Raw genomic sequence first — 21795 nt, 5'->3', positions numbered from 1 at the left:
CCAATCCCGGTTACCGAACAAGGAGCTTTACCCGCCAATGCGACTGATCTGGAAGTCATTCCGCTCACTGTACTTTGCCACTCTGCTGATGCTGCTCGGCTCAGGTTTGCTGAGTACTTATCTGGCACTGCGTCTGGCCGATACCGTGGATGGTCTGTGGGTCGGTGCGTTGATGGCGGCCAACTATTTCGGCCTGGTACTGGGTGGCAAGCTGGGGCATCGGCTGATCGGTCGGGTCGGGCACATCCGTGCCTACGTGGCCTGCGCCGGGGTGGTTACCGCAGCGGTGCTTGGCCACGGTCTGGTGGAGTGGCTGCCGTTCTGGTTATTCCTGCGCATGCTGGTGGGGCTGGGCATGATGTGCCAGTACATGGTCATCGAGAGCTGGCTCAACGAGCAGGCGGAAGTCAAACAGCGTGGCCTGGTGTTCAGTGGCTACATGGCGGCCTCCTATCTGGGGCTGATCCTCGGCCAGCTGGCTCTGGTCCTGCATCCGACGCTGGGGTTGGAGCTGTTGATGCTGGTCGCTCTGTGCTTCGCGCTGTGCCTGGTGCCGGTGGCGTTGACCCGGCGCCTGCACCCGGCACCTTTGCATCCGGCGCCGTTGGAGCTGCGTTTCTTCCTCAAGCGTGTGCCGCTGTCACTGACCACTATCTCGGTGGCCGGTCTGCTGATCGGATCGTTCTACGGTCTGGCGCCGCTGTACGCCACGCGGATGGGCTTGTCTACCGAACAGGTGGGTCTGTTCATGGGTAGCTGCATTCTTGCCGGCTTGCTGGTGCAATGGCCGCTGGGCTGGCTATCCGATCGGCATGATCGTGTGCGCCTGATTCGTGGCTGTTCGGTCTTGCTGCTGCTGGCTGCCTTGCCGCTGGCGGCAATGCCGGAGGTCTTCCTCGGCTTGCTGTTCGGCGTTGGCTTTCTGGTCAGCCTGATGCAGTTCAGTCTTTACCCACTGGCAGTGGCCTTGGCCAATGACCACGTCGAGCCCGAGCGCCGCGTGTCCTTGACGGCCATGCTGCTGGTCACCTTCGGCGTGGGCGCCTGCATCGGCCCGCTGCTGGCTGGCGTGCTGATGCGTTTCTACGGCGCCAACATGCTTTATGTGTTCGTCAGCGTTTGCGCGTTGATTCTGGTCTGGCGCATTCGTCCTGAAGTGGTGACTCACTTGCATCAGGTCGATGACGCGCCGCTGCACCATATGGCCATGCCGGGTAACGTCACCAGTTCACCGCTGGTCGCTGCGCTCGACCCGAGGGTCGATGAGCAGACGGTGCAGGAGCAGATGCAGGAGCCTGCCGCCGCTGCGGCAACGGCGGCTGAAGAGGAACAGCAGAAAACGCAGGCGGAGCAGCAGCGGCTGTAGGGCGTCAGAAGGCCCCGTCGCTCTCCGTGCGGCGGGCCTCGCGTTGCAGTTGATAGACGAAGCGCTCGACCTGGCGTTGCTCCAGACCGGTCATGCGATGAAAACGAGTGCCGACGAAGGTCATGTCGACCTTGTCCTCGTATTGCACGTGACGTAACTCCACAGCGCAGGTCATGTTGCCAAAGGGCAGGTAAGCGGTGAGTCGCTCATGCACCTGGCCATTGCTTAATTGCTGGCTGAGATTGCCGACGAAACGCAGTTTGCAGCCGGTGGCCGAGATGTCCAGCAGATGGCCTGGCAGCGGCTCGCGCAGCTTGTCACCATTGAGCACAACCTTGACCAGATCGCTTTGTTTCAATTGTGCGCGAAAGGCGCTGCGGCGCTGGTGATAGATCACCTCACTGGGTAGCGGCGCCCAGTAGCAGGGGGCTCCCTCGAGCTCGCCGAGCTGCACGTCATGATCACAGGTCCAGGCGACGCGTACTCCGTCGCGAAACGCTTCTATGTTGAAGGTTTCACCCTGTTTGAGAAAACGCTCGCCATCGTTGGGGATGATTTCGTCCAGTGCCACGCGAGCACGGTCTTTATCGATTTCAACCAGGTAGCTTTGGAAGCGCAGGCCGCGTCCCCTGAACTGAATGATCAGGGGATCGTGGTTCTGTTGCAGTTGACGCAGGGTGGCAATGATCTCGACGGATGTCTTGAGCACCTTGGGCGGCTGAGGACCGCTCTCGTCGTTGAACGCGCTGGACACAGGACGGAACTCTCCGGTTCATGAGCTATAACGGCACTAGCATACTGGCAGAGTGCCTGCATGTCCCTGTGCTTTTTGTTGGGGGATGGCTCAGGCCTGGCTGAGCGGTCTTTGCTGCGCGATTCTAGCGGCACTACCACGGCTGTCATAGAGGCCGGGTGTCTCTGCGCCGCGAAGAATACCAAGGACGCTGCCGACCGAGGCCTGGTTGGCGCGAATCAAACGCCCATTGCGCAGATTGGCCTCCTGGCAGCGCTGCAGGAGAGCGGACAGCTCCTCACTGCGTACCAGTAACTGATCACCTACGGAGGACTTGCTCGCCAGCGCGGTGAGCCCTTCGCGATCTGCACTCAGACCGGCGTTTTGCAGCAGACGGCTGCGCTCGTTGCCGTGCTGTTGAAGCAGGGCAAGCAGAGGTTGTTTTTCACTGAGCAGGCTGTCGAGGCGCGGCAGGTCGCGTTCGGTGAGGGCCTGGAATTCGCTATCGATCAGCTCAAGCAATTGCCCGGCGGTGCCGATATCGTGGGTGAAGAGGTCAAGCAAGGCTGTGTCGTTCATGGCGGGCTCTTGGGGGTCGGGCGTCCAACACCCCCAGCGCAGCCCTGAGACTAGCGCTGGGATTCGAAGTCGAGCAGTTTCTGGGCGACGCGTTTGCTGTCGACCTGATAGCTGCCATCAGCGATGGCCTGTTTCAGCTGGGCCACACGCTCCTTGTTGACGATGGGCTGATCACGCAGCTTCTCGCCGATTGTTTGCAACTGCTGTGCCTCACGGCTCAGTTGCACCGATTCACCGCTCTTGGTGTTGGTCTGTTCATCAGTACCGGTGACAGGCGCTTTGTTCGGCTGTGCCGACTCATTGCGATTGCCAGCCTGAGTCGCGCCGGTACGCCCCGCATTGGCGGGCGTATTGGCATTGTTCAGCCGGTTGAAGTCGATGACCATGATGCAGAACCTCAGACGATATGGTGGACGCTTGCCATGCTTCTCGGCTGCTGCCAGGAAAACTTTAGGATTAATTTCATCGCGTCGTTAAACAGTGTAGGGAATCGCCAGACCTTTGCGCTACAAGAAACATGCCTACATTGATACTTCTACCTGCCCTGGCCCGACTACTCGAGCGCGAACCACTCGCTGCGAGCGTAGGTTACGCACGTTGATCTGCTCGCCCGGGGCCCCGTCGGTCAGGGCTTCGCCGGGCATGCGTACGTTGACCGTGGAGCCACGAGCGCTTATCACCACCTGATCTCCTCGACGAATGACCTCGGCTACTTGCAGGTGGATAGACAGAAGAATCTGGTCACTGCCGAGCTGGCGCGTCAATTTCTTGCCGATCGCCTGATTCAGGTCGGTGAGAAAGTTCTGACCCAATTGACCGACATCGCGTTCAACCAGGCTCAAATCCGTAGCTTTGACTACGCTCATGCGCTTGAGGGGGCGAGTCAGTACGACGATGGGGCGATACAAGCGCACTTCAGCGGGCACGAATACTGTCCACGGAGCGCTGCCGTCACAGCGCACGCGCGTAGTGACACGGCCCAGCGGCTGAGCTGGGCTCTCCAGCGTGGTGGTCAGCGGCTGATCACACAGTGGCAGGCGCAACCGCGGGTCGAGGCGATTGACGCGAATCTCATGGCGACCCTGAATTTCGCTACGCTGTAGATATTCAGTGGTCGCCTGCTCAAGAAAGGCCTCAGTGGCGCCGATAAGTTCTTCAGTGCTGGTGAAGGTCGCCGCCGCTGTAGCGCTGTAGCCGAGGATCGGCAAAGCGAGTAAAACGGGCAAGGGCACAAGGCACTTTGCCAGTAGCTGACGGAATGATGACGTTCTCTGCTTCATAAGCAATGCAAAGCAAGCCCCGTGCCGCCTGCTAGGCTCATTGGGGTAGGCGTTACTAGACAAGAAGGAGTCCGGGCATGGCCGGGTTGATGGATTCGGTTAACCAGCGCACGCAGCTGGTAGGGCAGAACCGCTTGGAGTTGTTGCTGTTTCGCCTGGAAGGCCCACAGCTTTACGGTATCAACGTATTCAAGGTGAAAGAGGTGCTGCAATGCCCGAAACTCACCATCATGCCCAAATCCAGTCCGGTGGTGCGGGGTGTGGCCAACATTCGCGGGGGCACCATTCCGATTCTCGATCTTTCCATCGCGACTGGCCGCGCCGCACTGGAAGATTTGAAGACCAGCTTCGTGATCATCACCGAGTACAACACCAAGGTTCAGGGTTTTCTGGTGCGCTCGGTCGAACGTATCGTCAACATGAACTGGGAGGAGATCCATCCGCCACCCAAGGGCACCGGGCGCGATCACTACCTGACAGCGGTTACGCGGCTTGACCAGCAGTTGGTCGAGATCATCGATGTCGAGAAGATTCTTGCCGAAGTCGCGCCGACCTCTGAAGTGATCTCCGTTGGCGTCATCGATGATCAGGTGCAGAGTCAGGCGGTGACCAAGCACGTGTTGATCGTCGATGACTCCTCGGTGGCGCGTAAGCAGGTTTCTCGCTGCTTGCAGACCGTTGGCGTTGAGGTGACCGCGCTGAACGATGGCCGTCAGGCGCTCAATTACCTCAAGAAAATGGCGGACGAGGGGCATAATCCCGACAAGGAACTGCTGATGCTGATTTCCGACATCGAGATGCCCGAGATGGACGGATATACGCTGACTACGGAGATTCGTAGTGATCCACGCATGCAGAAGCTGCATATCCTCCTGCATACTTCGCTCTCCGGTGTGTTCAACCAGGCGATGGTGAAGAAGGTCGGTGCTGACGACTTCCTCGCCAAGTTCAAGCCAGATGATCTGGCGGCGCGTGTGGTCGATCGCATTCGTGTATCGGATGGGGGCTGAAGGGCGACCTTCGGCGAACGTTATGGTTGCAGAGGCGGCACTAGTGTCTTCAGGTAATTTGGATTTTGAGCAGTTCCGGACTTTCCTGGAAAAGGCCTGCGGTATTTTGCTTGGTAGCAACAAGCAGTACCTGGTCTCCAGCCGTCTGAACAAGCTGATGGAACAGAACGGCATCAAAACCCTGGGCGAACTGGTGCAGCGCATGCAAAGCCAGCCGCGCGGAGGCCTGCGTGAGCAGGTCGTCGATGCCATGACCACCAACGAGACCCTGTGGTTTCGTGACACTTATCCCTTCGAGGTGCTCAAGAATCGCGTGCTGCCGGAGTTGATCAAGGCTTACCCGGCCCAGCGCCTGCGTATCTGGTCGGCAGCTTGTTCGTCCGGCCAGGAGCCTTACTCGCTGTCGATGTCCATCGACGAGTTCGAGCGCACCAACCTCGGTCAGCTCAAGGCAGGTGTGCAGATCGTTGCCACCGACCTTTCGCCGTCGATGCTGACCAATTGCAAATCCGGCGAGTACGACAGCCTGGCCATGGGCCGTGGCCTTTCGCAGGAGCGTCTGCAGCGCTATTTCGACCCCAAAGGGCCGGGGCGCTGGCAGGTCAAGGCGCCGATCAAGAGCCGTGTCGAGTTCCGCCCGCTGAATTTGCTGGATAGCTACGCGGCATTGGGCAAGTTCGACATCGTTTTTTGCCGCAACGTACTGATCTACTTCTCGGCAGAAGTGAAGAAGGACATCCTGACGCGTATCCATGCCACGCTGAAGCCAGGTGGTTATCTGTTCCTCGGCGCCTCCGAGGCGCTCAATGGCCTGCCGGAGAAGTACCAGATGGTGCAGTGCAGTCCGGGGATCATCTACAAGGCCAAATAACCGCAAGGCATGTTTGGTATCAACAACGGGAGGCCTGTGGCCTCCCGTTTGCGTTTCCAGAGCTGGAGATGACGGTTCGGCTGCACGTGACCGGTTGGGTAGGGTGCGCTGTGCGCACCAGCGACCTGGCGGGGCTGAAGAGCCGGTGCGCATGGCGCACCCTAGGGTTCGGCGGGGCGGCAATCTGTCCGGTTGGCTTTGCCGCCTGCTTGCCAATAGGCGGTAAAGCCTTGCCGCTTTGCCGCTATTTCCCTGTTTTTCATCCAATAAGCTATTGATTTTATTGATTTAAATAAGTTGGCACAGCCTTTGCTGGATAGTTCGCAACAGAGACCACATGGCCCAAGCGGCAAAGGTTCGGAACATGAGCATCAACTTCGGCAGAGCACTCGGCATCCACGAACAGGCCCTCGGTTTCCGCGCCCAGCGCGCCGAGGTGCTGGCCAACAACATCGCCAACGCCGACACGCCGAACTACAAGGCTCGTGACCTGGACTTCGCCAGTGTCCTGGCTGAGCAGAGCAGTCGCATGCAGCGTGGTGGCGTTTCCCTGAATCGCACCGATAGCCGCCACATTCCGGCCGAGGGCATCAGCAGCGGCGAAGCTGAACTGCCGTACCGCACGCCGTTCCACGCGTCGCTGGACCAGAACAGTGTCGACCTGCAGATCGAGCAATCGAACTACGCCGAAAACTCGGTGCAGTTCCAGGCCAGCTTCACCTTTCTCAATAGCAAATTCAAAGGGCTGACTGCAGCCCTGCGTGGCGAATAAGGAGCGCGACCATGTCCCTTGCCAGTGTCTTCAACATCGCCGGAACCGGCATGAGCGCGCAGAGCACTCGCCTGAACACCATTTCCAGCAACATCGCCAACGCAGAAACCGTGTCCTCGAGCCTGGACCAAACTTACCGCGCTCGCCACCCGGTGTTCGCCACCGTATTTCAGCAGGCACAAGGTGGCGACCGTGGTTCGCTGTTCGCCGAGCAGGATGAGGCTGGTCGTGGTGTCCAGGTGCTCGGCGTGATCGAGGATCAGAGCAGCCTGATGCCGCGCTACGAGCCGGATCATCCGATGGCCAATGCCGACGGTTATGTCTATTACCCGAACGTCAACGTGGTCGAGGAAATGGCCGACATGATTTCCGCCAGTCGCGCCTTCCAGACCAACGTTGAAATGATGAATACCGCCAAACAGATGCTGCAGCGCGTGCTGACCCTGGGTCAGTAAGCCAAGACGAGGAGACTAGGGATGAGCACAGTAAGCGGCACTGGCTCGGTACTGGATCAGTATCAGCACAAACCGGACGCACCGAAGAGCAATGACCTCGGCAAGAACGAGTTCCTCAACTTGCTGGTCGCGCAGCTCAACAACCAGAACCCGCTGGAGCCGCAGGGCAACGGTGAGTTCATCGCCCAGTTGGCGCAATTCAGCCAGGTCGAAGGGATCGAGAAGCTCAACACTAGCATGGGTTCGATGCTGTCCAGCTTCCAGTCTTCGCAGGCGTTGCAGGCGTCTTCTCTGGTCGGTCGTAAGGTGATCGTGCCGAGCGAGAAGGCCGTGGTCGATACCAGTGAAAGCTTCAAGGCCAGCACTGTTCTGCCGGTCAGCAGCAGCAACGTGTACGTCAACGTCTATGACAATTCCGGCTCGTTGGTCACCCGCGTCAACCTGGGCGAGCAGGCTGCCGGCAACGTCAGTTTCATCTGGGATGGCAAGGACTCCGACGGCAACGTGGCGCCGCCGGGCACCTACAAGTTCGAGGCGCAAGCCACCTACGGCAGCGAAACCAAGGGGCTGTACACCTTGCTCCCGGCTAACGTCGACAGCGTCACCCTGGGCGGTAGCGAGCTGATGCTCAACCTCGCCGGTCTGGGCAGCGTTCCGCTTTCTCAAGTGCAGGTCATCGGCCAATAACTATTGCCGCCGGCAGTTCCGGCAAAGGAGTCTTCCATGTCGTTCAATATTGGTCTCAGTGGCCTGCGTGCCGCGACCAGCGACCTCAACGTTACCGGCAACAACATCGCCAACGCCGGTACTGCGGGTTTCAAGCAGTCGCGCGCCGAGTTCGCCGACGTCTATGCTGCTTCCGTTCTGGGTACCGGCAAGAATGCGCAGGGCAGTGGTGTACTACTGGCAGACGTGTCGCAGTTGTTCAACCAGGGCAACGTCAACTACACGAACAACGCGCTGGATTTGGCGATCAACGGCAACGGTTTCTTCGTGACCAGCAACAATGGCGAGATTGGCTATACCCGCGCCGGTTACTTTGGCACCGATCGTGATGGCTATATCGTCAACAACTTCGGTTATCGCTTGCAGGGCTATACGGCCGATGACAGCGGCAATATCCTGCCGGTACAGGCAGATCTGCGTATCAGCGCCGGTCAGCAGGAGCCCAAGGCGACCACCAGTGTTACCCAGCGCCTCAACCTGAACTCCAATGCTGTGCGACCTGCCAACGCGGGAACCATGGCGGCACCGACCTTCGACCCGAGCGATTCGAAGTCCTTCAACTGGTCCACTTCGACCAATATCTACGATTCGCAGGGCAATGCTCACGTGATGAGCCAATACTTCGTCAAGAACGAAGCGCCGGCCAACAACGGCTGGGTGATGCATGTGCTGATCGATGGAGTCAATCCGCGCGACCCATCCAGTACTCAACCATTCAGCTATGCGGTGAACTTCGATGCCGCCGGACAACTGGCGACGCCGGCATTCACCCCGCTGGCCAGCACGCCGGCCAACCCGGCACTGGATGCGCCGGCCATTCCGGGAGGCACGCCCAATGGCATCTTTGCGTTGGCTGATACCGATTGGGTGCCGGCTGAGAAAGACCCGGTCAACCCTGGAACCATGGTGCCCAACGGCGCTGACAGTGAGGCCTTCACCTTCGACATGCGCGGCTCGACCCAGTACGCGGCCTCGTTCGGGGTCAACGCTGTCAGCCAGGATGGCTACACCACAGGCCAGCTGGCGGGTATCGAGATCGACGACACCGGGGTGATCTTCGCTCGTTACACCAACGGCCAGTCCAAGGTGCAAGGGCAGGTGCTGCTGGCGAACTTCGCCAACGTTCAGGGGCTGACGCCGGTGGGCAAGACAGCCTGGGCGCAATCGTTCGAATCCGGTGAGCCGGTGATTGGTACGCCGCGCAGCAGTACTCTGGGTGCTCTGCAGGCAGGTGCACTTGAAGATTCCAACGTCGAGTTGTCGGATCAATTGGTGAACCTGATCGTGGCTCAGCGCAACTACCAGGCCAACGCCAAGACCATCGAAACCGAAAGCGCCATCACCCAGACGATCATCAACCTGCGTTGATGATGGGAGGGGGCAAAGCGGCAAGCCAGGCTTGCCGCTTTGCCGTTTCTGGGCCGGCAAAACCTCGCCGCCGCGCTTCTATAGCGTTCATGCTAATCCTGTAAATTCCTTTTAAATCAGTGTCTTGTATTTATTTTTCGAGCCTGGCACGGCGCTTGCTGTAGTCAATGCAAAGAGCCAAGGGCACGTCGCCCACTCGGAGAATTACCATGGACAAGATGCTGTACGTTTCCATGACAGGAGCGCAGAACAATACGTTGGCTCTGCGCGCCCACGCCAACAACCTGGCGAACGTTTCTACCTCGGGTTTTCGTCGCGACTTCGAGCAGGCGCGCTCCATGCCGCTGTTCGGCGAGACCTATCCGGCGCGCGTATTTGCCATGAGCGAACGCCCGGCCACGGATTTTCGCGCGGGTTCGCTGCAGGAAACCGGACGCGACATGGACGTGGCGATTGGCGGCAAGGGCTGGATCGCCGTGCAGGCACCCGATGGCAGCGAGGCCTATGTTCGTACGGCCAGTCTGAATATCGATGCCTTGGGCGTGCTGCGTACCGGCAACGGTTTGCCGGTGATGGGCAATGCCGGGCCGATTGCCGTACCGCCGGAGCAGAAGGTGGAGATCGGTCAGGACGGCACCATCAGCATCCGTGCGCTTGGTGAAAACCCCAACGTATTGGCTGAAGTCGATCGCATCAAGCTGGTCAACCCTGATCCGAAAAGCATGGAGAAGGGCACCGATGGCCTGGTCCGTGTGAAGGGGCAGCCCGAGGTAGAGGCCGATGCAACCGTTCAGGTGACTTCGGGTTTCCTCGAGGCGAGCAACGTCAACGCCGTTGAAGAAATGACCGCCATCCTCTCCCTGTCCCGCCAGTTCGAGCTGTCGGTGAAGATGATGCGCACCGCCGAGGACAACTCGTCGGCCATGGCGCGGGTTTTGCAAATTAGCTAATTACCAGCACGCGGCGCCGTAAAACCGGCGCCCGAGGAGAATCGATATGCTTCCGGCACTGTGGGTCAGCAAGACCGGTTTGTCCGCTCAGGACATGAACCTGACCACCATTTCCAACAACCTGGCCAACGTGGCGACCACCGGCTTCAAGCGTGATCGCGCGGAATTCGAGGACCTGCTCTATCAGATCCGTCGTCAACCAGGTGGCCAGTCCAGCCAGGACAGCGAGCTGCCTTCGGGTTTGCAGCTCGGCACTGGTGTGCGCGTGGTGGGTACGCAGAAGATCTTCACCGCCGGTAGCCTGCAAACAACCGAGCAGCCGCTGGACTTGGCGGTCAATGGCCGTGGTTTCTTCCAGATTCTGCAGCCCGACGGCACCGTTTCCTATACCCGTGATGGCAGCTTTCACCTCAACTCCGATGGGCAGATCGTCACCTCTCAGGGCTTTGCCCTGGAGCCTGCAATCGTGCTGCCCAACGAAGTGCGCACCTTCACTGTCGGCGAAGACGGCACTGTCTCGGTGACCACGGCTGGCAACCCGCAGCCGCAGATCATCGGCAATCTGCAGTTGGCGGACTTCGTCAACCCGGCAGGCCTGGAAGCCATCGGTAACAACCTGTTCCTGGAGACTGGTTCCAGTGGCGCTCCGCAGGTGGGCAATCCGGGCCTCAATGGCCTGGGCACCACGCTGCAGAACACCCTGGAAAACTCCAACGTCAGCGTGGTGGAGGAGTTGGTCAACATGATCACCACCCAGCGTGCTTACGAGATGAACTCCAAGGTGATCTCCACCGCTGATCAGATGCTGTCGTTCGTGACACAGAACCTCTGATTTTTTGACACTGTTTTGAACGCCGCGAGGTAGTGGTTATGAACCGGCAAATTCTCTGTTTCCCCCTGTTGGCTGGCGTGCTGCTCTCCAGCGGCTGCATGGCGCCGACAGCCAAGCCGGATGACCCCTATTACGCGCCGGTGTTGCCGCGTACGCCACTTCCGGCTGCACAGAACAATGGGTCGATCTATCAGGCGGGTTTCGAAAATGGCCTGTATGACGATCGCAAGGCATTTCGCGTGGGTGACATCATCACCATCACGCTGAACGAGCGCACCCAGGCCAGCAAGAACGCCAACAGCAATCTGCAGAAAGACAGTAGCGGAACCCTCGGCGTGCCCAACCTGTTCGGCATGGCTGTCGCGCCGGACAACCCGCTGCGCAGCCTCAGCGCGCTGGGTATGACCAACAACAACCTGAGCCTGGATTCGAGCTGGAACTCCCAGCGTGACGCCACCGGCTCTGGTCAGGCAGGGCAGAGCAACAGCCTGTCCGGCTCGGTCACCGTGACCGTCGCTGAAGTGCTGCCCAACGGCATTCTGGCGGTGCGTGGCGAGAAGTGGATGACCCTCAATACCGGCGATGAGCTGATGCGTATTTCCGGGCTGGTGCGTGCCGACGACATCTCTACCGACAACACCGTGTCTTCCACTCGGGTTGCCGATGCGCGCATCACCTATTCCGGTACGGGCGCCTTCGCCGACGCCAGCCAGCCCGGCTGGATGAGTCGTTTCTTCATGAGCCCGCTGTGGCCGTTCTGATCGCGGGGAACTGTAGATGAAAACCTGGCTGACTCACTCTCCGTCCCTGTTACTCGAGCACCTGTCCAACTGGTACGCGCGAGTGATGGCCAGCGGTTCGGCGCGCAAGGCTTTCGCTGTGACCTCGGCTACCAAGCGAGGGACGCGAGTTCACGGCAGTGAGTCGGCACAGGCTGGCGCATGCCGCCGGCAGTTCGCCGTCGCTCATCGTGGCTATCGTCACCGCGGCGCCAATGACTGGCTGCTGCTGGCGACCATGCTTGCCTGCATGCTGTTGAGTCTGCCGACCCAGGCTGAACGCCTGAAGGATCTGGCGTCGATTCAGGGCGTGCGTAGCAACCAGTTGATCGGTTACGGCCTGGTGGTCGGCCTCAATGGCAGTGGCGACCAGACCACCCAGACGCCTTTCACCGTGCAGACCTTCAATAACATGCTGGCGCAGTTCGGCATCAAGGTGCCGCCAGGTGGCAACGTGCAGTTGAAGAACGTCGCTGCGGTGTCGGTGCATGCCGACCTGCCGGCGTTCGCCAAACCGGGGCAGACCATCGATATCACTATCTCGTCTATCGGTAACGCCAAGAGCCTGCGCGGCGGCAGCCTGTTGATGACGCCGCTCAAGGGCATCGATGGCAACGTCTACGCCATTGCCCAGGGCAACCTAGTGGTCGGCGGCTTCGATGCCAGTGGCGCCGATGGCTCGCGCATCACCGTCAACGTGCCGTCTGCTGGACGCATTCCTGGTGGTGCCACTGTGGAACGTCCGGTGCCGAGCGGTTTCGATCAGGGCAATTACCTGACTCTGAACCTCAATCGCCCCGACTTCACCACGGCGAAGAACATCGTCGACCAGATCAACGATCTGCTCGGCCCTGGCGTTGCCCAGGCCATCGACGGCGGTTCGATTCGCGTCAGCGCGCCGCTCGACCCGAATCAACGCGTCGACTATCTGTCGATCCTCGAGAACCTGCAGGTCGAGGCCGGCAAGGCAGTAGCCAAGGTCATCATCAATTCGCGTACCGGCACCATCGTCATCGGCCAGGACGTCAAGGTGCAGCCGGCGGCCGTGACGCACGGCAGCCTGACCGTGACCATCACCGAAGACCCGATTGTCAGTCAGCCAGAAGCCTTGTCCGGTGGGCAGACCGCAGTGGTGCCGCGTTCGCGTGTAGGCGCCGAGGAAGAGGCCAAGCCGATGTTCAAATTTGGCCCCGGTACCAGTCTGGACGAGATCGTCCGTGCCGTTAACCAGGTAGGCGCAGCACCTTCCGACCTGATGGCCATCCTGGAGGCGCTCAAGCAAGCCGGCGCCCTTCAGGCCGACCTGATCGTGATCTGAGGAGGATTGCCATATGGATTCTCGACTCTCAGCCGGTTTGCTCGGTAACGGTAAAAGCCCGGTCGACAGCGGTGCGTTCACCGATCTGAATCGCCTCAACCAGTTCAAGGTAGGCGGCGATACCGAGCAGAACATCCGCAAGGTCGCGCAGGAGTTCGAATCGCTGTTCATGAACGAAATGCTCAAGGCCATGCGTTCGGCCAACGCCGCGTTCGGCGAGGGCAACTTCATGAACAGCAACGAGAGCAAGACCTACCAGGACATGCACGACCAGCAGTTGGCCGTGACGCTTTCCAAGGAAGGGCGTGGTATCGGCCTGGCTGACGTGCTGGTGCGGCAGATGTCGAAGATCAAGCAGCCGTCGAGCCGTCCCAATCCCTTCGCGCAAATCGAGCAGCCAACTGCTGCGTCGGCTGAGGTCAAGGCCGACAAGGTTGCCAGCAGTGAAGGTTTTCGCGATGACGTGGCGCTGCTCAATCGCCGTCGCCTCTCCGTGCCGGGCAAACTGGCAGATCGCCTGCTGGCCGGTATCGTGCCATCGGCCGCAGAAGGCGAGGGCAAGGCCCTTGCCGGCAGTGACTGGATTCCGGCGAAGACCGGCGCCGCGTCCAAGGATGCAGGCCTGAGCCTGGCCAACAGCGATGCCTTGACGGGACGCCGTATCGCCCAGCCGCCGCTGGCTCCGGGCAAGGCCGCGTTCAGCTCACCGCAGGAATTCGTCGCCACCATGCTGCCGATGGCTGAAGCAGCCGCGGAGAAGATTGGCGTCGACCCGCGTTACCTGGTGGCCCAGGCCGCGCTGGAAACCGGTTGGGGCAAGTCGATCATCCGCACCCGTGATGGTGACAGCAGCCACAACCTGTTCGGCATCAAGTCCCATGGCAGCTGGGAGGGCGAATCGGCCCGCGTGCTGACCACCGAATACAAGGGTGGCAAGGCGGTCAAGGAGGCGGCCAGCTTCCGTGCTTATGACTCCTATGCGCAGAGCTTCGACGATTACGTCAGCTTTTTGCAGAGCAACGGTCGCTACGAGAAGGCTCTGAACGTCACCGAGAACCCGGAGCGTTTCGTCAAGGAGCTGCAGCAGGCCGGCTACGCCACCGACCCGAACTATGCGCGCAAGATCTCGCAGATCGCCCGCAAGATGCAGACCTATCAAGCAATCGCCGCTGCCGATAGCGCCACTACAAGGACTTGAGGGTGAATCATGGCTGACCTATTGAACATAGGCCTCTCGGGCCTGGCGGCGAACAAGACTTCGCTGGCTGTCACCGGCCATAACATCGTCAACGTCAATACGCCTGGCTTTTCCCGGCAGGACACGATCCAGGCCACGCGCACGCCGCAGTTCAGTGGCGCCGGCTATATCGGTTCGGGTACGACGCTGACTGATGTTCGTCGCATCTACAATGAGTTCCTCACTACCCAGGTACGCAGTAGTACGGCGCTCAACAGTGATACCAAGGCCTACCTGAGTCAGATCAACCAGCTTGATTCCCTGCTCGCGGGTAGTACCACCGGTGTCACCCCCGCCCTGCAGAAATTGTTCTCGGCTCTGCAAACTGCAGCCGAAGACCCAGCCAACGTACCTGCACGGCAGTTGGCGCTGTCGGAGGCAGAGGGGCTGGCCAAGCGTTTCAATACGGTCTATGACCGCCTGTATGAGCAGAACGCCTTCATCAACAAACAGCTGTCAGCGGTGACCGATCAGGTCAACCAGCTGGCGACCTCGATTGCCGGCTACAACGACGCAATTGCCATCGCAGCCTCCAACGGACAGGCGCCGAACGACCTGCTCGACGCCCGTGAGGAGGCCGTACGCAAACTTTCCGAGTTCGTCGGTGTGACGGTCGTTCCTCAGGACGACAACACCTACAACCTGTTCATCGGCTCTGGCCAGCCCTTGGTGGTTGGCAAGGATGCGGCGCGTCTCGAAGTAGTACCGGGGCAGTCCGACCCGCTGCGTAGCGAAATCCAGTTCATCAGCGGCAACTCCCGGCAGAACGTCACCTCGCTGATCACCGGTGGCGAGATGGGCGGCCTGCTGCGCTATCGCGAGGATGTGCTGGACACTTCGCTCAATGCCGTGGGCCGTCTGGCCCTGTCGATCACCGACCAGATCAACCGGCAGCTGGGTCAGGGCCTGGACCTCAATGGTCAGTTCGGCAACGAGCTGTTCCGTTCGATCAATGACCCTGCGCTGCTCAGTCAGCGCAGCCTGGCGCGGGTCGGCAACAGCGATCCCAACGCCAACCTCAACGTCACGCTCACCGATACCTCGCGCTTGACCACCAGCGACTACGAGGTGCAGTTCACCAGTGCCACCGAGTACGTGATTCGCCGAACGTCCGATGGCACGCTGTTTCCGCCGACCCCGGCGACCTTCGACATCACCACGGTGCCTGCGCCTGAAGTGGACGGCTTCTCCCTCGGCGTGGCCGGTGGCACCTTCGCTGCCGGTGATCGCTTTCTGGTGATGCCGACCCGCAACGCCGGCCGTGATGTTCGTGCGGACATGAAGAACCCCGAGGAGCTGGCCTTCGCTGCGCCGCTCAAGGCCGAAACCAGCCCGGCCAACATCGGTACCGGCAAGATCACTCAGCCGAAGCTGCTGACCGAAATCAATATCTACGACCCGGTCGCACAGGCGGATCTGGAGACCAGTCTGCGCAATGCGCCACCGCTGCGCATCGTGATGGGTGCCGGCGGCGGTGCGACGCAGAGCTATGACGTGGTCGATATCAACGGCAACGTGATCGACACCGGCAGCATCGTTCCAGGGCAGGACAACGCGCTGACCATCAGCGTGCCGGCCAACCCGCCTGCGGTTCCCGCTGCATTCGACTACCAGGTGACCATCAGTGGCAGGCCGTCGGGCGGCGACAACTTCTCGGTGTCGTTCAATACCAATGGTGTATCGGACAACCGTAACGCGCTGAATCTGGTCAATCTGCAGAACAAGGCCGTGATTGGGGTCAACCCGGCGGCGCCCGATACCACGGGTTCGAGCTTTTCCGACTCATACGGCGATCTGGTGGAGCGGGTCGGTACCCTCACCAGCCAGGCGCGTGTCGATGGCGAGGCGACCGGCGCGATTCTCAAGCAGGCCACTGATAATCGTGACTCGATTTCCGGGGTCAACCTCGATGAAGAAGCGGCCAAACTGATCCAGTTCGAGCAGTACTACCAGGCATCCGCGCAGATCATTCAAGTTGCGCGTAACCTGTTCGATACTCTGATCAATACATTCTGATAGTCGCTTTCCCGAGTTCGGGAAAGCGCGGCCTGTATAGATGACAGGCGTTGCAAGAGGCAAGCCCCATGGTTATGCGCATCTCATCCATTCAGGCGTTCAATAACGGCGTTTCCGGTCTGGGACGCAATTATTCGAATCTGATTCGCACCCAGGAGCAGATCAGCAGCGGCAACCGCATCCTGACCCCGGCAGATGATCCGGTGGCTTCGGTTCGCCTACTGCAACTCGAGCAGCAACAGGCGGTGCTCAAGCAATACAGCGACAACCTGACAGCCGCGAAGAACAGTCTGACTCAGGAAGAGACCACACTGAACTCGGTCAATACTGTGTTGCAGCGTGTGCGTGAGCTGGCCGTGCGGGCCGGTGGCGGTTCGCTTTCATCGGAGGACCGCAACTCCATCGCCAAGGAGCTTGCCGAGCGCGAGGCCGAACTACTCAATCTGATGAACAGCCGCAATGCTCGCGGCGAATACCTCTTCTCCGGTTTCCTGGGCAAGAACGAGCCTTTCGTGCGTAACCCGGATGGCACCTACTCGTACTTCGGCGACGAAGGGCAGCGGACGCTGCAGGTGGCCAGCTCGACCAACGTGGCGACCAACGACAACGGCAAGCGCCTGTTCGAGGATGTCACCAACGCCAATCGTGTGGCTAACGGCAATGGAGTCAATAACCCGGCACTGCCATCGCCGCCCCTGCCGGCGACCACCATTCCCGCAGTGCCCACTGCTGATCAGCGGGTGTTCATCTCGCCAGGACTGGTCGAGGACAATCGCGCATTCAACTCCGATTTCCGCGGCGGCGAGCCATATTCGCTGGCATTCGTCAGTGGCACCGAGTTCCGCATTTACGATGCCAGCGGCGCTGATGTTACCTCCGAGATCCCCGGCGGGGGCAAGATCGATCCGCTGGTCAATGGCGGTAATGTCATCAACTTCCGCGGCATGCGTTTTCAACTCGATGTCGTCTTGAAAGAGGGCGACAACGCGCTGGATCTCGACAACCTGCTGGCCGACATCCAGCCGCCTGCCACCGCCGGTTCGCCCGGTATCGGCACCCATAGTTTCACGCTGCAGTCCGCGCCGACCGAGTTCGCCGTGACCCGTGCCTCTACCAACGGTTCGGCCGCCGTGGTGGCTGGGGGCAACATCGTCAACCAGGCCGTTTTCGACAGCCAGTTCCCCACCTCTGGCGTAGTGCTGCGTTTCACCGATGACACCAACTACGAGGTTTATGCCCAGCCGGTCGGCCCCAACAGTCCGGTGCTTGCCACCGGAACCGTGACGGCCCCGTACCCTGCCACCTTCACGGTCTATGGCGCGGAGTTCACGATGTCCGGCCCGGCAGCCGCGGCAGGCGGAGACGAGTTCGGTGTGCAGCCGCAGTTCCAGGAGCAGCGCAGCATCCTCAACACCATCTCGCGCTTGCGTCAGGCGCTGGAGTCATCACCGACCTCGCCAGCGGGCAACCTGGGCGTGCGCGACGAAGTGGCGATCGCCCTGAAGAACCTCGACAACGGCATGGGCAACGTGCTGGAAGTGCAGACCGAGATCGGCGCGCGCCTCAACATGATCGACACCACCAGCGTCGACAACGAAGACGTGACCCTGGTGAACAAGTCGGTGCAGGCCGAGTTGCGCGAGCTGGATTACGCCGAGGCATTGTCGCGCCTGTCGTTCCAGACCATCATTCTCGAGGCGGCGCAGCAGAGTTATGTGAAGATCGCCGGGCTGAATCTGTTCAACCAGTTGCGTTGAGCCGCAGTCGCCTGGCCGCTCGCAGTGGCGGCAGGGCACGTTCTACTCATCAGGGATATGGCAGCGGCATGACCGAACAGATTCTGGCTTTTTCCACCAAGGCGGGTTCGCTCGCGCTGCTCGACGGTCGCCTGCACAGTGCCTGCGTATTGCCGCAGGTGATCTTCAGCGTCGCCCAATGGCGCGAGAGCGCTGAAGCCTGTCTGGTCGAGCTACGCGCCAAGGGCTGGGCCAGCATGGCCGTGCGCAGCAGCAGTAGCCGTGAGGATGGTGAACAGTCGTCGGCCGCCGGGGCGTTCGACTCTTGCCTCAACGTCGAGGCAGACGGCTTGTCGGCCGCCATCGAGCAGGTGCTCGAGTCGATGGGCGGGCAGGGCGCCAGTGCACACGATCAGGTCTTCGTCCAGCCTATGGTTGGCGACGTGCGCATGGCTGGGGTTGGGTTTGGCATCGACCCGGCCACGCTGGCGCCGTACTTCGTGATCAACTACGACGAGAGTAGCGGACGCACCGATATCGTGACCTCCGGGCGCTCCAACGAACTACGCACTTTTTATGCCCATCATGCCGCTGGCGAGCTGCCGCCCTCGCTGGCCCCCGTGGTGGCGCTACTGCGCGAGTTGCAGGCGTTGTTCGGGCGCCAGGCCATCGATATCGAATTCGCCGTGGACGCGCAGGCGCGGCTGTACCTGCTGCAGGTACGACCGCTGGTGCTCTGCGCCGAACCGGCCGATGTCCAGGCGCATGGCAAGCTGGTTCGACTGATTCACGACCGCATTACCCAAGGCATTCGTCCGCAACCCTTCCTGCATGGCGAGCGCACCGTGTTCGGGGTGATGCCGGACTGGAATCCGGCCGAGATCATCGGTGTGCGACCACGGCCACTGGCTCTGTCGCTGTACCGTGAGCTGGTGACCGACATGATCTGGGCCTACCAGCGCAACAACTACGGCTACCGCAACCTGCGCAGCTTCCCGTTGATGCTGCATTTTCACGGTTTGCCCTACATCGACGTGCGCGTCAGCTTCAACTCCTTCATCCCGCGCGACATCGACGGAGCCCTGGCTGACAAGCTGGTCAACTACTACATCGAGCGCCTGTTGGCCGCGCCTAATCTGCATGACAAGGTCGAGTTCGAGATCGTTTTCTCCTGCTACACGCTGGATCTGCCGCAACGCCTGCAGGCACTGCAGGATGCGGGATTCACCGAGGCCGAATGCCGGCGCCTGGCCGACAGCCTGCGCGAGCTGACCAACCGCATCGTCCACAACGAAACCGGCCTGTGGCGCACCGATCGACAGAAGCTCGACGTGCTGCTGGCCAGGCGCGACGAGATCCTCGGGGCCGATACCGATCCTGTCACGCGTATCTACTGGCTGCTGGAAGACTGCCGTCGTTACGGCACGCTGCCGTTCGCCGGGCTGGCGCGGGCTGGCTTCATCGCCGTACAGCTGCTGCGTTCGCTGGTCACCGTGGGCGTGCTCGACCAGAGCGAGTACGACGCGTTTCTCAACGGTCTATCCACGGTCAGCGGTCAGATGACCCAGGATCTGGCGCAGCTGGATCGCACCACCTTCCTGGCGCGCTACGGTCATTTGCGGCCGGGCACCTACGACATTCTTTCGCCGCGCTACGACGAGGCGCCTGATCTGTATTTCGACTGGCACAATCTGGCGGTCGAGGCGCGCCACGACAGTACCCGTTTTGCCCTGTCGCTGGCGCAGATGCGCGAGATCAGCCGCCTGCTCAGTGAGCACGGGCTGTCCCATGACGTGGTGGGGCTGTTCGATTTCCTCCAGGCCGGCATCGAGTTGCGCGAATACGCCAAGTTCGTGTTTACGCGCAACCTGTCCGATGCGCTGTCGCTGTTTCGTGGACTGGGCCATGACCTGGGCTTCAGCGCCGAGGACATGTCCTACGCCAACATCCAGGTGATCAAGGAGCTGCATGCCGCCAGCGCCGACCCCAGGGAGCTGATCGCTGCCAGCATCGAGGAAGGGCGCCGGCGTTACGGGGAAACCTGTCAGATCGTCTTGCCGCCGCTGATCACCCGCGCCGAAGACGCCTTCTGTTTTCACCTGCCGCAGGCCGAGCCGAATTTCATCACCCAGCGCCAGGTGACGGGTTCGGTGATGGACTACCACCAGCGCGACCAGCTGCACGGGGCCATTGTCATGATTCCCAGTGCCGACCCTGGCTTCGACTGGATCTTCTCGCACCGCATTGCCGGTTTCATCACCGCTTATGGCGGCACTAACTCGCACATGGCCATCCGCGCCAACGAACTCGGCTTGCCCGCCGTGATCGGTGCAGGAGAGGTGCTTTACCGCAAGTGGGCTGCCGCGCAGATGCTCAACATCGACTGCGCCAACCGACGCGTCGAGGTGTTGCGGTGAGGGTGGTGCTGGTCAGCCAGCGCGTTGATGTGCTGGCTGACCGCGGCGAGCGCCGCGATGCGCTGGATCAGCGCCTGGCGGACTGGCTGGCGAGCCGCGGGCTGTTGCCGGTGCCGGTGCCCAATCGGGCCGAGCGCCTGGACGCCCTGTGGACGCAAGTAAAGCCCACCGCTGTGGTGCTCAGCGGCGGCAATGACCTGGCTGAGTACGGTGGTGATGCCCCGGAGCGTGACGCTGTCGAACGCGCGCTGCTGGCGCGGGCCATGGCCGAGCAGGTGCCGCTGTTTGCCCTGTGCCGTGGCGCGCAACTGCTGCTCGATGCCTTCGGCAATCGCCTGGAGCGGGTGGCCGGGCATGTTGGTACACGCCACCGTCTGCTGATCGACGGGCGTGAGACCGAGGTCAACAGCTACCACCAATGGGGTTGCCGTTCGCTGGTTGCGCCCCTGAAAGTCCTGGCACGCAGTGAAGATGGCGTGATCGAGGCCTTCTTTCACACGCAGCTGCCGCTGCTGGGCGTGATGTGGCACCCCGAGCGGGAAGCGCCCTTCGCCGAGCTGGACGGCCTGCTCCTGAATCGCTGTTTGAACAAGGAATGAGCTTTCCATGACACGTGCCATCATTCTTGCTGCCGGACGCGGTAGTCGCATGGGCGACCTTACCGACACTCAGCCCAAATGCTTCGCCCGGCTGCATGGTCGCCGTCTGCTCGACTGGCAGTTAGCGGCGTTGCGTGGTGCCGGTATCGAACGTCTGGCTCTGGTGAGGGGGTATCGCAGCGAGTGCTTCGACGAGCCGCTGACCTATTTCGAGAATCCACGATGGCAGCAGAGCAACATGGTGCGCACGCTGCTCGCTGCCGATACCTGGCTGATGGCTGAGAATTGCATCGTCAGTTACAGCGATATCTTTTACAGCGCCGCCACCGTGGCGACCCTGAGCCGGGTCGAGGCCGATCTGGCGATTGCCTACGATCCGCACTGGCATGCGCTGTGGTCACAACGTTTTGCCGACCCGCTGGCCGATGCCGAGAGCTTCCGCCTGGATGCCAGCGGCAATCTGGCCACCATTGGCGAGCGTTGTCAGAGCGTTTCCGAGATCGAAGGGCAATACATGGGGCTGCTCAAGTTCACCTCGGCCGGTTGGGCACAGGTGCGCGAGCTGTTGCAGCAGCATGACGATGCGGCAGTGGATCGACTGGACATGACCAGCCTGCTTCGGTTGTCGTTGCAGGCGGGCATGCGGGTTTCCGTTTCGCCGGTACAAGGGCCCTGGGGAGAGGTGGATGCTGCTACCGATCTGGCGCTCTATCATCGAATAGTGCCTCTGGCCGCGATGGCCCCTTAAGTT

The 21795-nt window shown here is 60.9% G+C and carries 21 protein-coding genes; 17 read left to right on the top strand and 4 right to left on the bottom strand.

Annotated elements, in window-relative coordinates:
• Positions 1–37: 37 nt before the first annotated feature.
• Positions 38–1366, top strand: a complete 1329-nt coding sequence (locus CDO35_RS06715) for an MFS transporter (protein WP_099523169.1) — start codon at positions 38–40, stop codon at positions 1364–1366.
• Between the two features lie 4 nt (positions 1367–1370).
• Here CDO35_RS06715 and CDO35_RS06710 read toward each other — a convergent pair whose 3' ends face one another.
• The 4 genes from CDO35_RS06710 to flgA form a co-directional block, all read right to left on the bottom strand.
• Positions 1371–2120: a flagellar brake protein gene (locus CDO35_RS06710; protein WP_099523168.1), complete on the bottom strand. Its 750-nt coding sequence runs from the start codon at positions 2118–2120 to the stop codon at positions 1371–1373.
• Positions 2121–2210: 90 nt separating this feature from the next.
• Positions 2211–2678 carry a flagella synthesis protein FlgN gene (locus CDO35_RS06705; RefSeq protein ID WP_099523167.1) on the bottom strand — a complete coding sequence of 156 codons (468 nt, stop codon included), beginning with the start codon at positions 2676–2678 and terminating at the stop codon, positions 2211–2213.
• A 50-nt stretch (positions 2679–2728) separates the two neighbouring features.
• Positions 2729–3064 (bottom strand): flagellar biosynthesis anti-sigma factor FlgM, encoded by a 336-nt coding sequence (gene flgM, locus CDO35_RS06700; RefSeq protein ID WP_003460690.1) that lies wholly within the window; start codon positions 3062–3064, stop codon positions 2729–2731.
• A gap of 135 nt (positions 3065–3199) precedes the next feature.
• Positions 3200–3958: a flagellar basal body P-ring formation chaperone FlgA gene (gene flgA, locus CDO35_RS06695; RefSeq protein WP_099523166.1), complete on the bottom strand. Its 759-nt coding sequence runs from the start codon at positions 3956–3958 to the stop codon at positions 3200–3202.
• A gap of 77 nt (positions 3959–4035) precedes the next feature.
• On the opposite strand from flgA, the gene CDO35_RS06690 reads away from it, so the two are divergent.
• The 16 genes from CDO35_RS06690 (at position 4036) to CDO35_RS06615 (ending at position 21792) form a co-directional block, all read left to right on the top strand.
• On the top strand, positions 4036–4968 hold the full coding sequence (locus tag CDO35_RS06690) for a chemotaxis protein CheV (RefSeq protein ID WP_099523165.1): 933 nt from the start codon (positions 4036–4038) through the stop codon (positions 4966–4968).
• 43 nt (positions 4969–5011) lie between these two features.
• A complete protein-coding gene (gene cheR, locus CDO35_RS06685; RefSeq protein ID WP_099523164.1) occupies positions 5012–5839 on the top strand; it encodes a protein-glutamate O-methyltransferase CheR in 828 nt (275 codons plus the stop codon).
• A gap of 364 nt (positions 5840–6203) precedes the next feature.
• On the top strand, positions 6204–6611 hold the full coding sequence (gene flgB, locus CDO35_RS06680) for a flagellar basal body rod protein FlgB (protein WP_099523163.1): 408 nt from the start codon (positions 6204–6206) through the stop codon (positions 6609–6611).
• Between the two features lie 11 nt (positions 6612–6622).
• Entirely contained in the window at positions 6623–7066 is a 444-nt protein-coding gene (flgC, locus tag CDO35_RS06675; protein ID WP_013714948.1) for a flagellar basal body rod protein FlgC, read from the top strand.
• A 21-nt stretch (positions 7067–7087) separates the two neighbouring features.
• Positions 7088–7753: a flagellar hook assembly protein FlgD gene (gene flgD / locus CDO35_RS06670; RefSeq protein WP_099523162.1), complete on the top strand. Its 666-nt coding sequence runs from the start codon at positions 7088–7090 to the stop codon at positions 7751–7753.
• A 36-nt stretch (positions 7754–7789) separates the two neighbouring features.
• The gene (gene flgE / locus CDO35_RS06665; protein WP_099523161.1) at positions 7790–9160 is read left to right on the top strand and encodes a flagellar hook protein FlgE; all 1371 of its coding nucleotides are present in this window, start codon (positions 7790–7792) and stop codon (positions 9158–9160) included.
• Positions 9161–9369: 209 nt separating this feature from the next.
• Positions 9370–10110 carry a flagellar basal body rod protein FlgF gene (locus tag CDO35_RS06660; protein ID WP_099523160.1) on the top strand — a complete coding sequence of 247 codons (741 nt, stop codon included), beginning with the start codon at positions 9370–9372 and terminating at the stop codon, positions 10108–10110.
• A gap of 46 nt (positions 10111–10156) precedes the next feature.
• Positions 10157–10942: a flagellar basal-body rod protein FlgG gene (flgG, locus tag CDO35_RS06655; RefSeq protein WP_099523159.1), complete on the top strand. Its 786-nt coding sequence runs from the start codon at positions 10157–10159 to the stop codon at positions 10940–10942.
• A 38-nt stretch (positions 10943–10980) separates the two neighbouring features.
• Positions 10981–11703, top strand: a complete 723-nt coding sequence (gene flgH, locus CDO35_RS06650) for a flagellar basal body L-ring protein FlgH (RefSeq protein ID WP_074916121.1) — start codon at positions 10981–10983, stop codon at positions 11701–11703.
• A 256-nt stretch (positions 11704–11959) separates the two neighbouring features.
• The gene (locus CDO35_RS06645; RefSeq protein WP_037002928.1) at positions 11960–13039 is read left to right on the top strand and encodes a flagellar basal body P-ring protein FlgI; all 1080 of its coding nucleotides are present in this window, start codon (positions 11960–11962) and stop codon (positions 13037–13039) included.
• 13 nt (positions 13040–13052) lie between these two features.
• Positions 13053–14237, top strand: a complete 1185-nt coding sequence (gene flgJ, locus CDO35_RS06640; RefSeq protein ID WP_099523158.1) for a flagellar assembly peptidoglycan hydrolase FlgJ — start codon at positions 13053–13055, stop codon at positions 14235–14237.
• Between the two features lie 9 nt (positions 14238–14246).
• On the top strand, positions 14247–16292 hold the full coding sequence (flgK, locus tag CDO35_RS06635; protein ID WP_099523157.1) for a flagellar hook-associated protein FlgK: 2046 nt from the start codon (positions 14247–14249) through the stop codon (positions 16290–16292).
• Positions 16293–16360: 68 nt separating this feature from the next.
• On the top strand, positions 16361–18049 hold the full coding sequence (locus tag CDO35_RS06630) for a flagellar hook-associated protein 3 (protein ID WP_099523156.1): 1689 nt from the start codon (positions 16361–16363) through the stop codon (positions 18047–18049).
• Positions 18050–18117: 68 nt separating this feature from the next.
• Positions 18118–20445 (top strand): PEP/pyruvate-binding domain-containing protein, encoded by a 2328-nt coding sequence (locus tag CDO35_RS06625; RefSeq protein WP_166432389.1) that lies wholly within the window; start codon positions 18118–18120, stop codon positions 20443–20445.
• Positions 20442–21044, top strand: coding sequence for a gamma-glutamyl-gamma-aminobutyrate hydrolase family protein (locus CDO35_RS06620; RefSeq protein WP_243699053.1), 603 nt, complete (start codon positions 20442–20444; stop codon positions 21042–21044). The genes CDO35_RS06625 and CDO35_RS06620 overlap by 4 nt, the downstream gene beginning before the upstream one ends.
• Before the next feature lie 7 nt (positions 21045–21051).
• Entirely contained in the window at positions 21052–21792 is a 741-nt protein-coding gene (locus CDO35_RS06615) for a phosphocholine cytidylyltransferase family protein (RefSeq protein WP_099523153.1), read from the top strand.
• Positions 21793–21795 lie beyond the last annotated feature (3 nt).

The sequence above is a fragment of the Pseudomonas sediminis genome (assembly GCF_002741105.1).
Lineage (GTDB): Bacteria > Pseudomonadota > Gammaproteobacteria > Pseudomonadales > Pseudomonadaceae > Aquipseudomonas > Aquipseudomonas sediminis.
This window is presented reverse-complemented; position numbering and strand designations above follow the sequence as displayed.

Bases quoted from the DNA above. Each gene is read 5' to 3' on its own strand.
- CDO35_RS06645 (WP_037002928.1), top strand. From the start codon at position 11,960: ATGCTTGCCTGCATGCTGTTGAGTCTGCCGACCCAGGCTGAACGCCTG.
- CDO35_RS06715 (WP_099523169.1), top strand. From the start codon at position 38: ATGCGACTGATCTGGAAGTCATTCCGCTCACTGTACTTTGCCACTCTG.
- CDO35_RS06615 (WP_099523153.1), top strand. From the start codon at position 21,052: ATGACACGTGCCATCATTCTTGCTGCCGGACGCGGTAGTCGCATGGGC.
- flgK (WP_099523157.1), top strand. From the start codon at position 14,247: ATGGCTGACCTATTGAACATAGGCCTCTCGGGCCTGGCGGCGAACAAG.
- CDO35_RS06705 (WP_099523167.1), bottom strand. From the start codon at position 2,678: ATGAACGACACAGCCTTGCTTGACCTCTTCACCCACGATATCGGCACC.
- flgM (WP_003460690.1), bottom strand. From the start codon at position 3,064: ATGGTCATCGACTTCAACCGGCTGAACAATGCCAATACGCCCGCCAAT.
- CDO35_RS06630 (WP_099523156.1), top strand. From the start codon at position 16,361: ATGGTTATGCGCATCTCATCCATTCAGGCGTTCAATAACGGCGTTTCC.
- flgJ (WP_099523158.1), top strand. From the start codon at position 13,053: ATGGATTCTCGACTCTCAGCCGGTTTGCTCGGTAACGGTAAAAGCCCG.
- flgC (WP_013714948.1), top strand. From the start codon at position 6,623: ATGTCCCTTGCCAGTGTCTTCAACATCGCCGGAACCGGCATGAGCGCG.
- CDO35_RS06690 (WP_099523165.1), top strand. From the start codon at position 4,036: ATGGCCGGGTTGATGGATTCGGTTAACCAGCGCACGCAGCTGGTAGGG.
- flgA (WP_099523166.1), bottom strand. From the start codon at position 3,958: ATGAAGCAGAGAACGTCATCATTCCGTCAGCTACTGGCAAAGTGCCTT.
- flgG (WP_099523159.1), top strand. From the start codon at position 10,157: ATGCTTCCGGCACTGTGGGTCAGCAAGACCGGTTTGTCCGCTCAGGAC.
- flgE (WP_099523161.1), top strand. From the start codon at position 7,790: ATGTCGTTCAATATTGGTCTCAGTGGCCTGCGTGCCGCGACCAGCGAC.
- flgD (WP_099523162.1), top strand. From the start codon at position 7,088: ATGAGCACAGTAAGCGGCACTGGCTCGGTACTGGATCAGTATCAGCAC.
- CDO35_RS06625 (WP_166432389.1), top strand. From the start codon at position 18,118: ATGACCGAACAGATTCTGGCTTTTTCCACCAAGGCGGGTTCGCTCGCG.
- flgH (WP_074916121.1), top strand. From the start codon at position 10,981: ATGAACCGGCAAATTCTCTGTTTCCCCCTGTTGGCTGGCGTGCTGCTC.
- CDO35_RS06660 (WP_099523160.1), top strand. From the start codon at position 9,370: ATGGACAAGATGCTGTACGTTTCCATGACAGGAGCGCAGAACAATACG.
- flgB (WP_099523163.1), top strand. From the start codon at position 6,204: ATGAGCATCAACTTCGGCAGAGCACTCGGCATCCACGAACAGGCCCTC.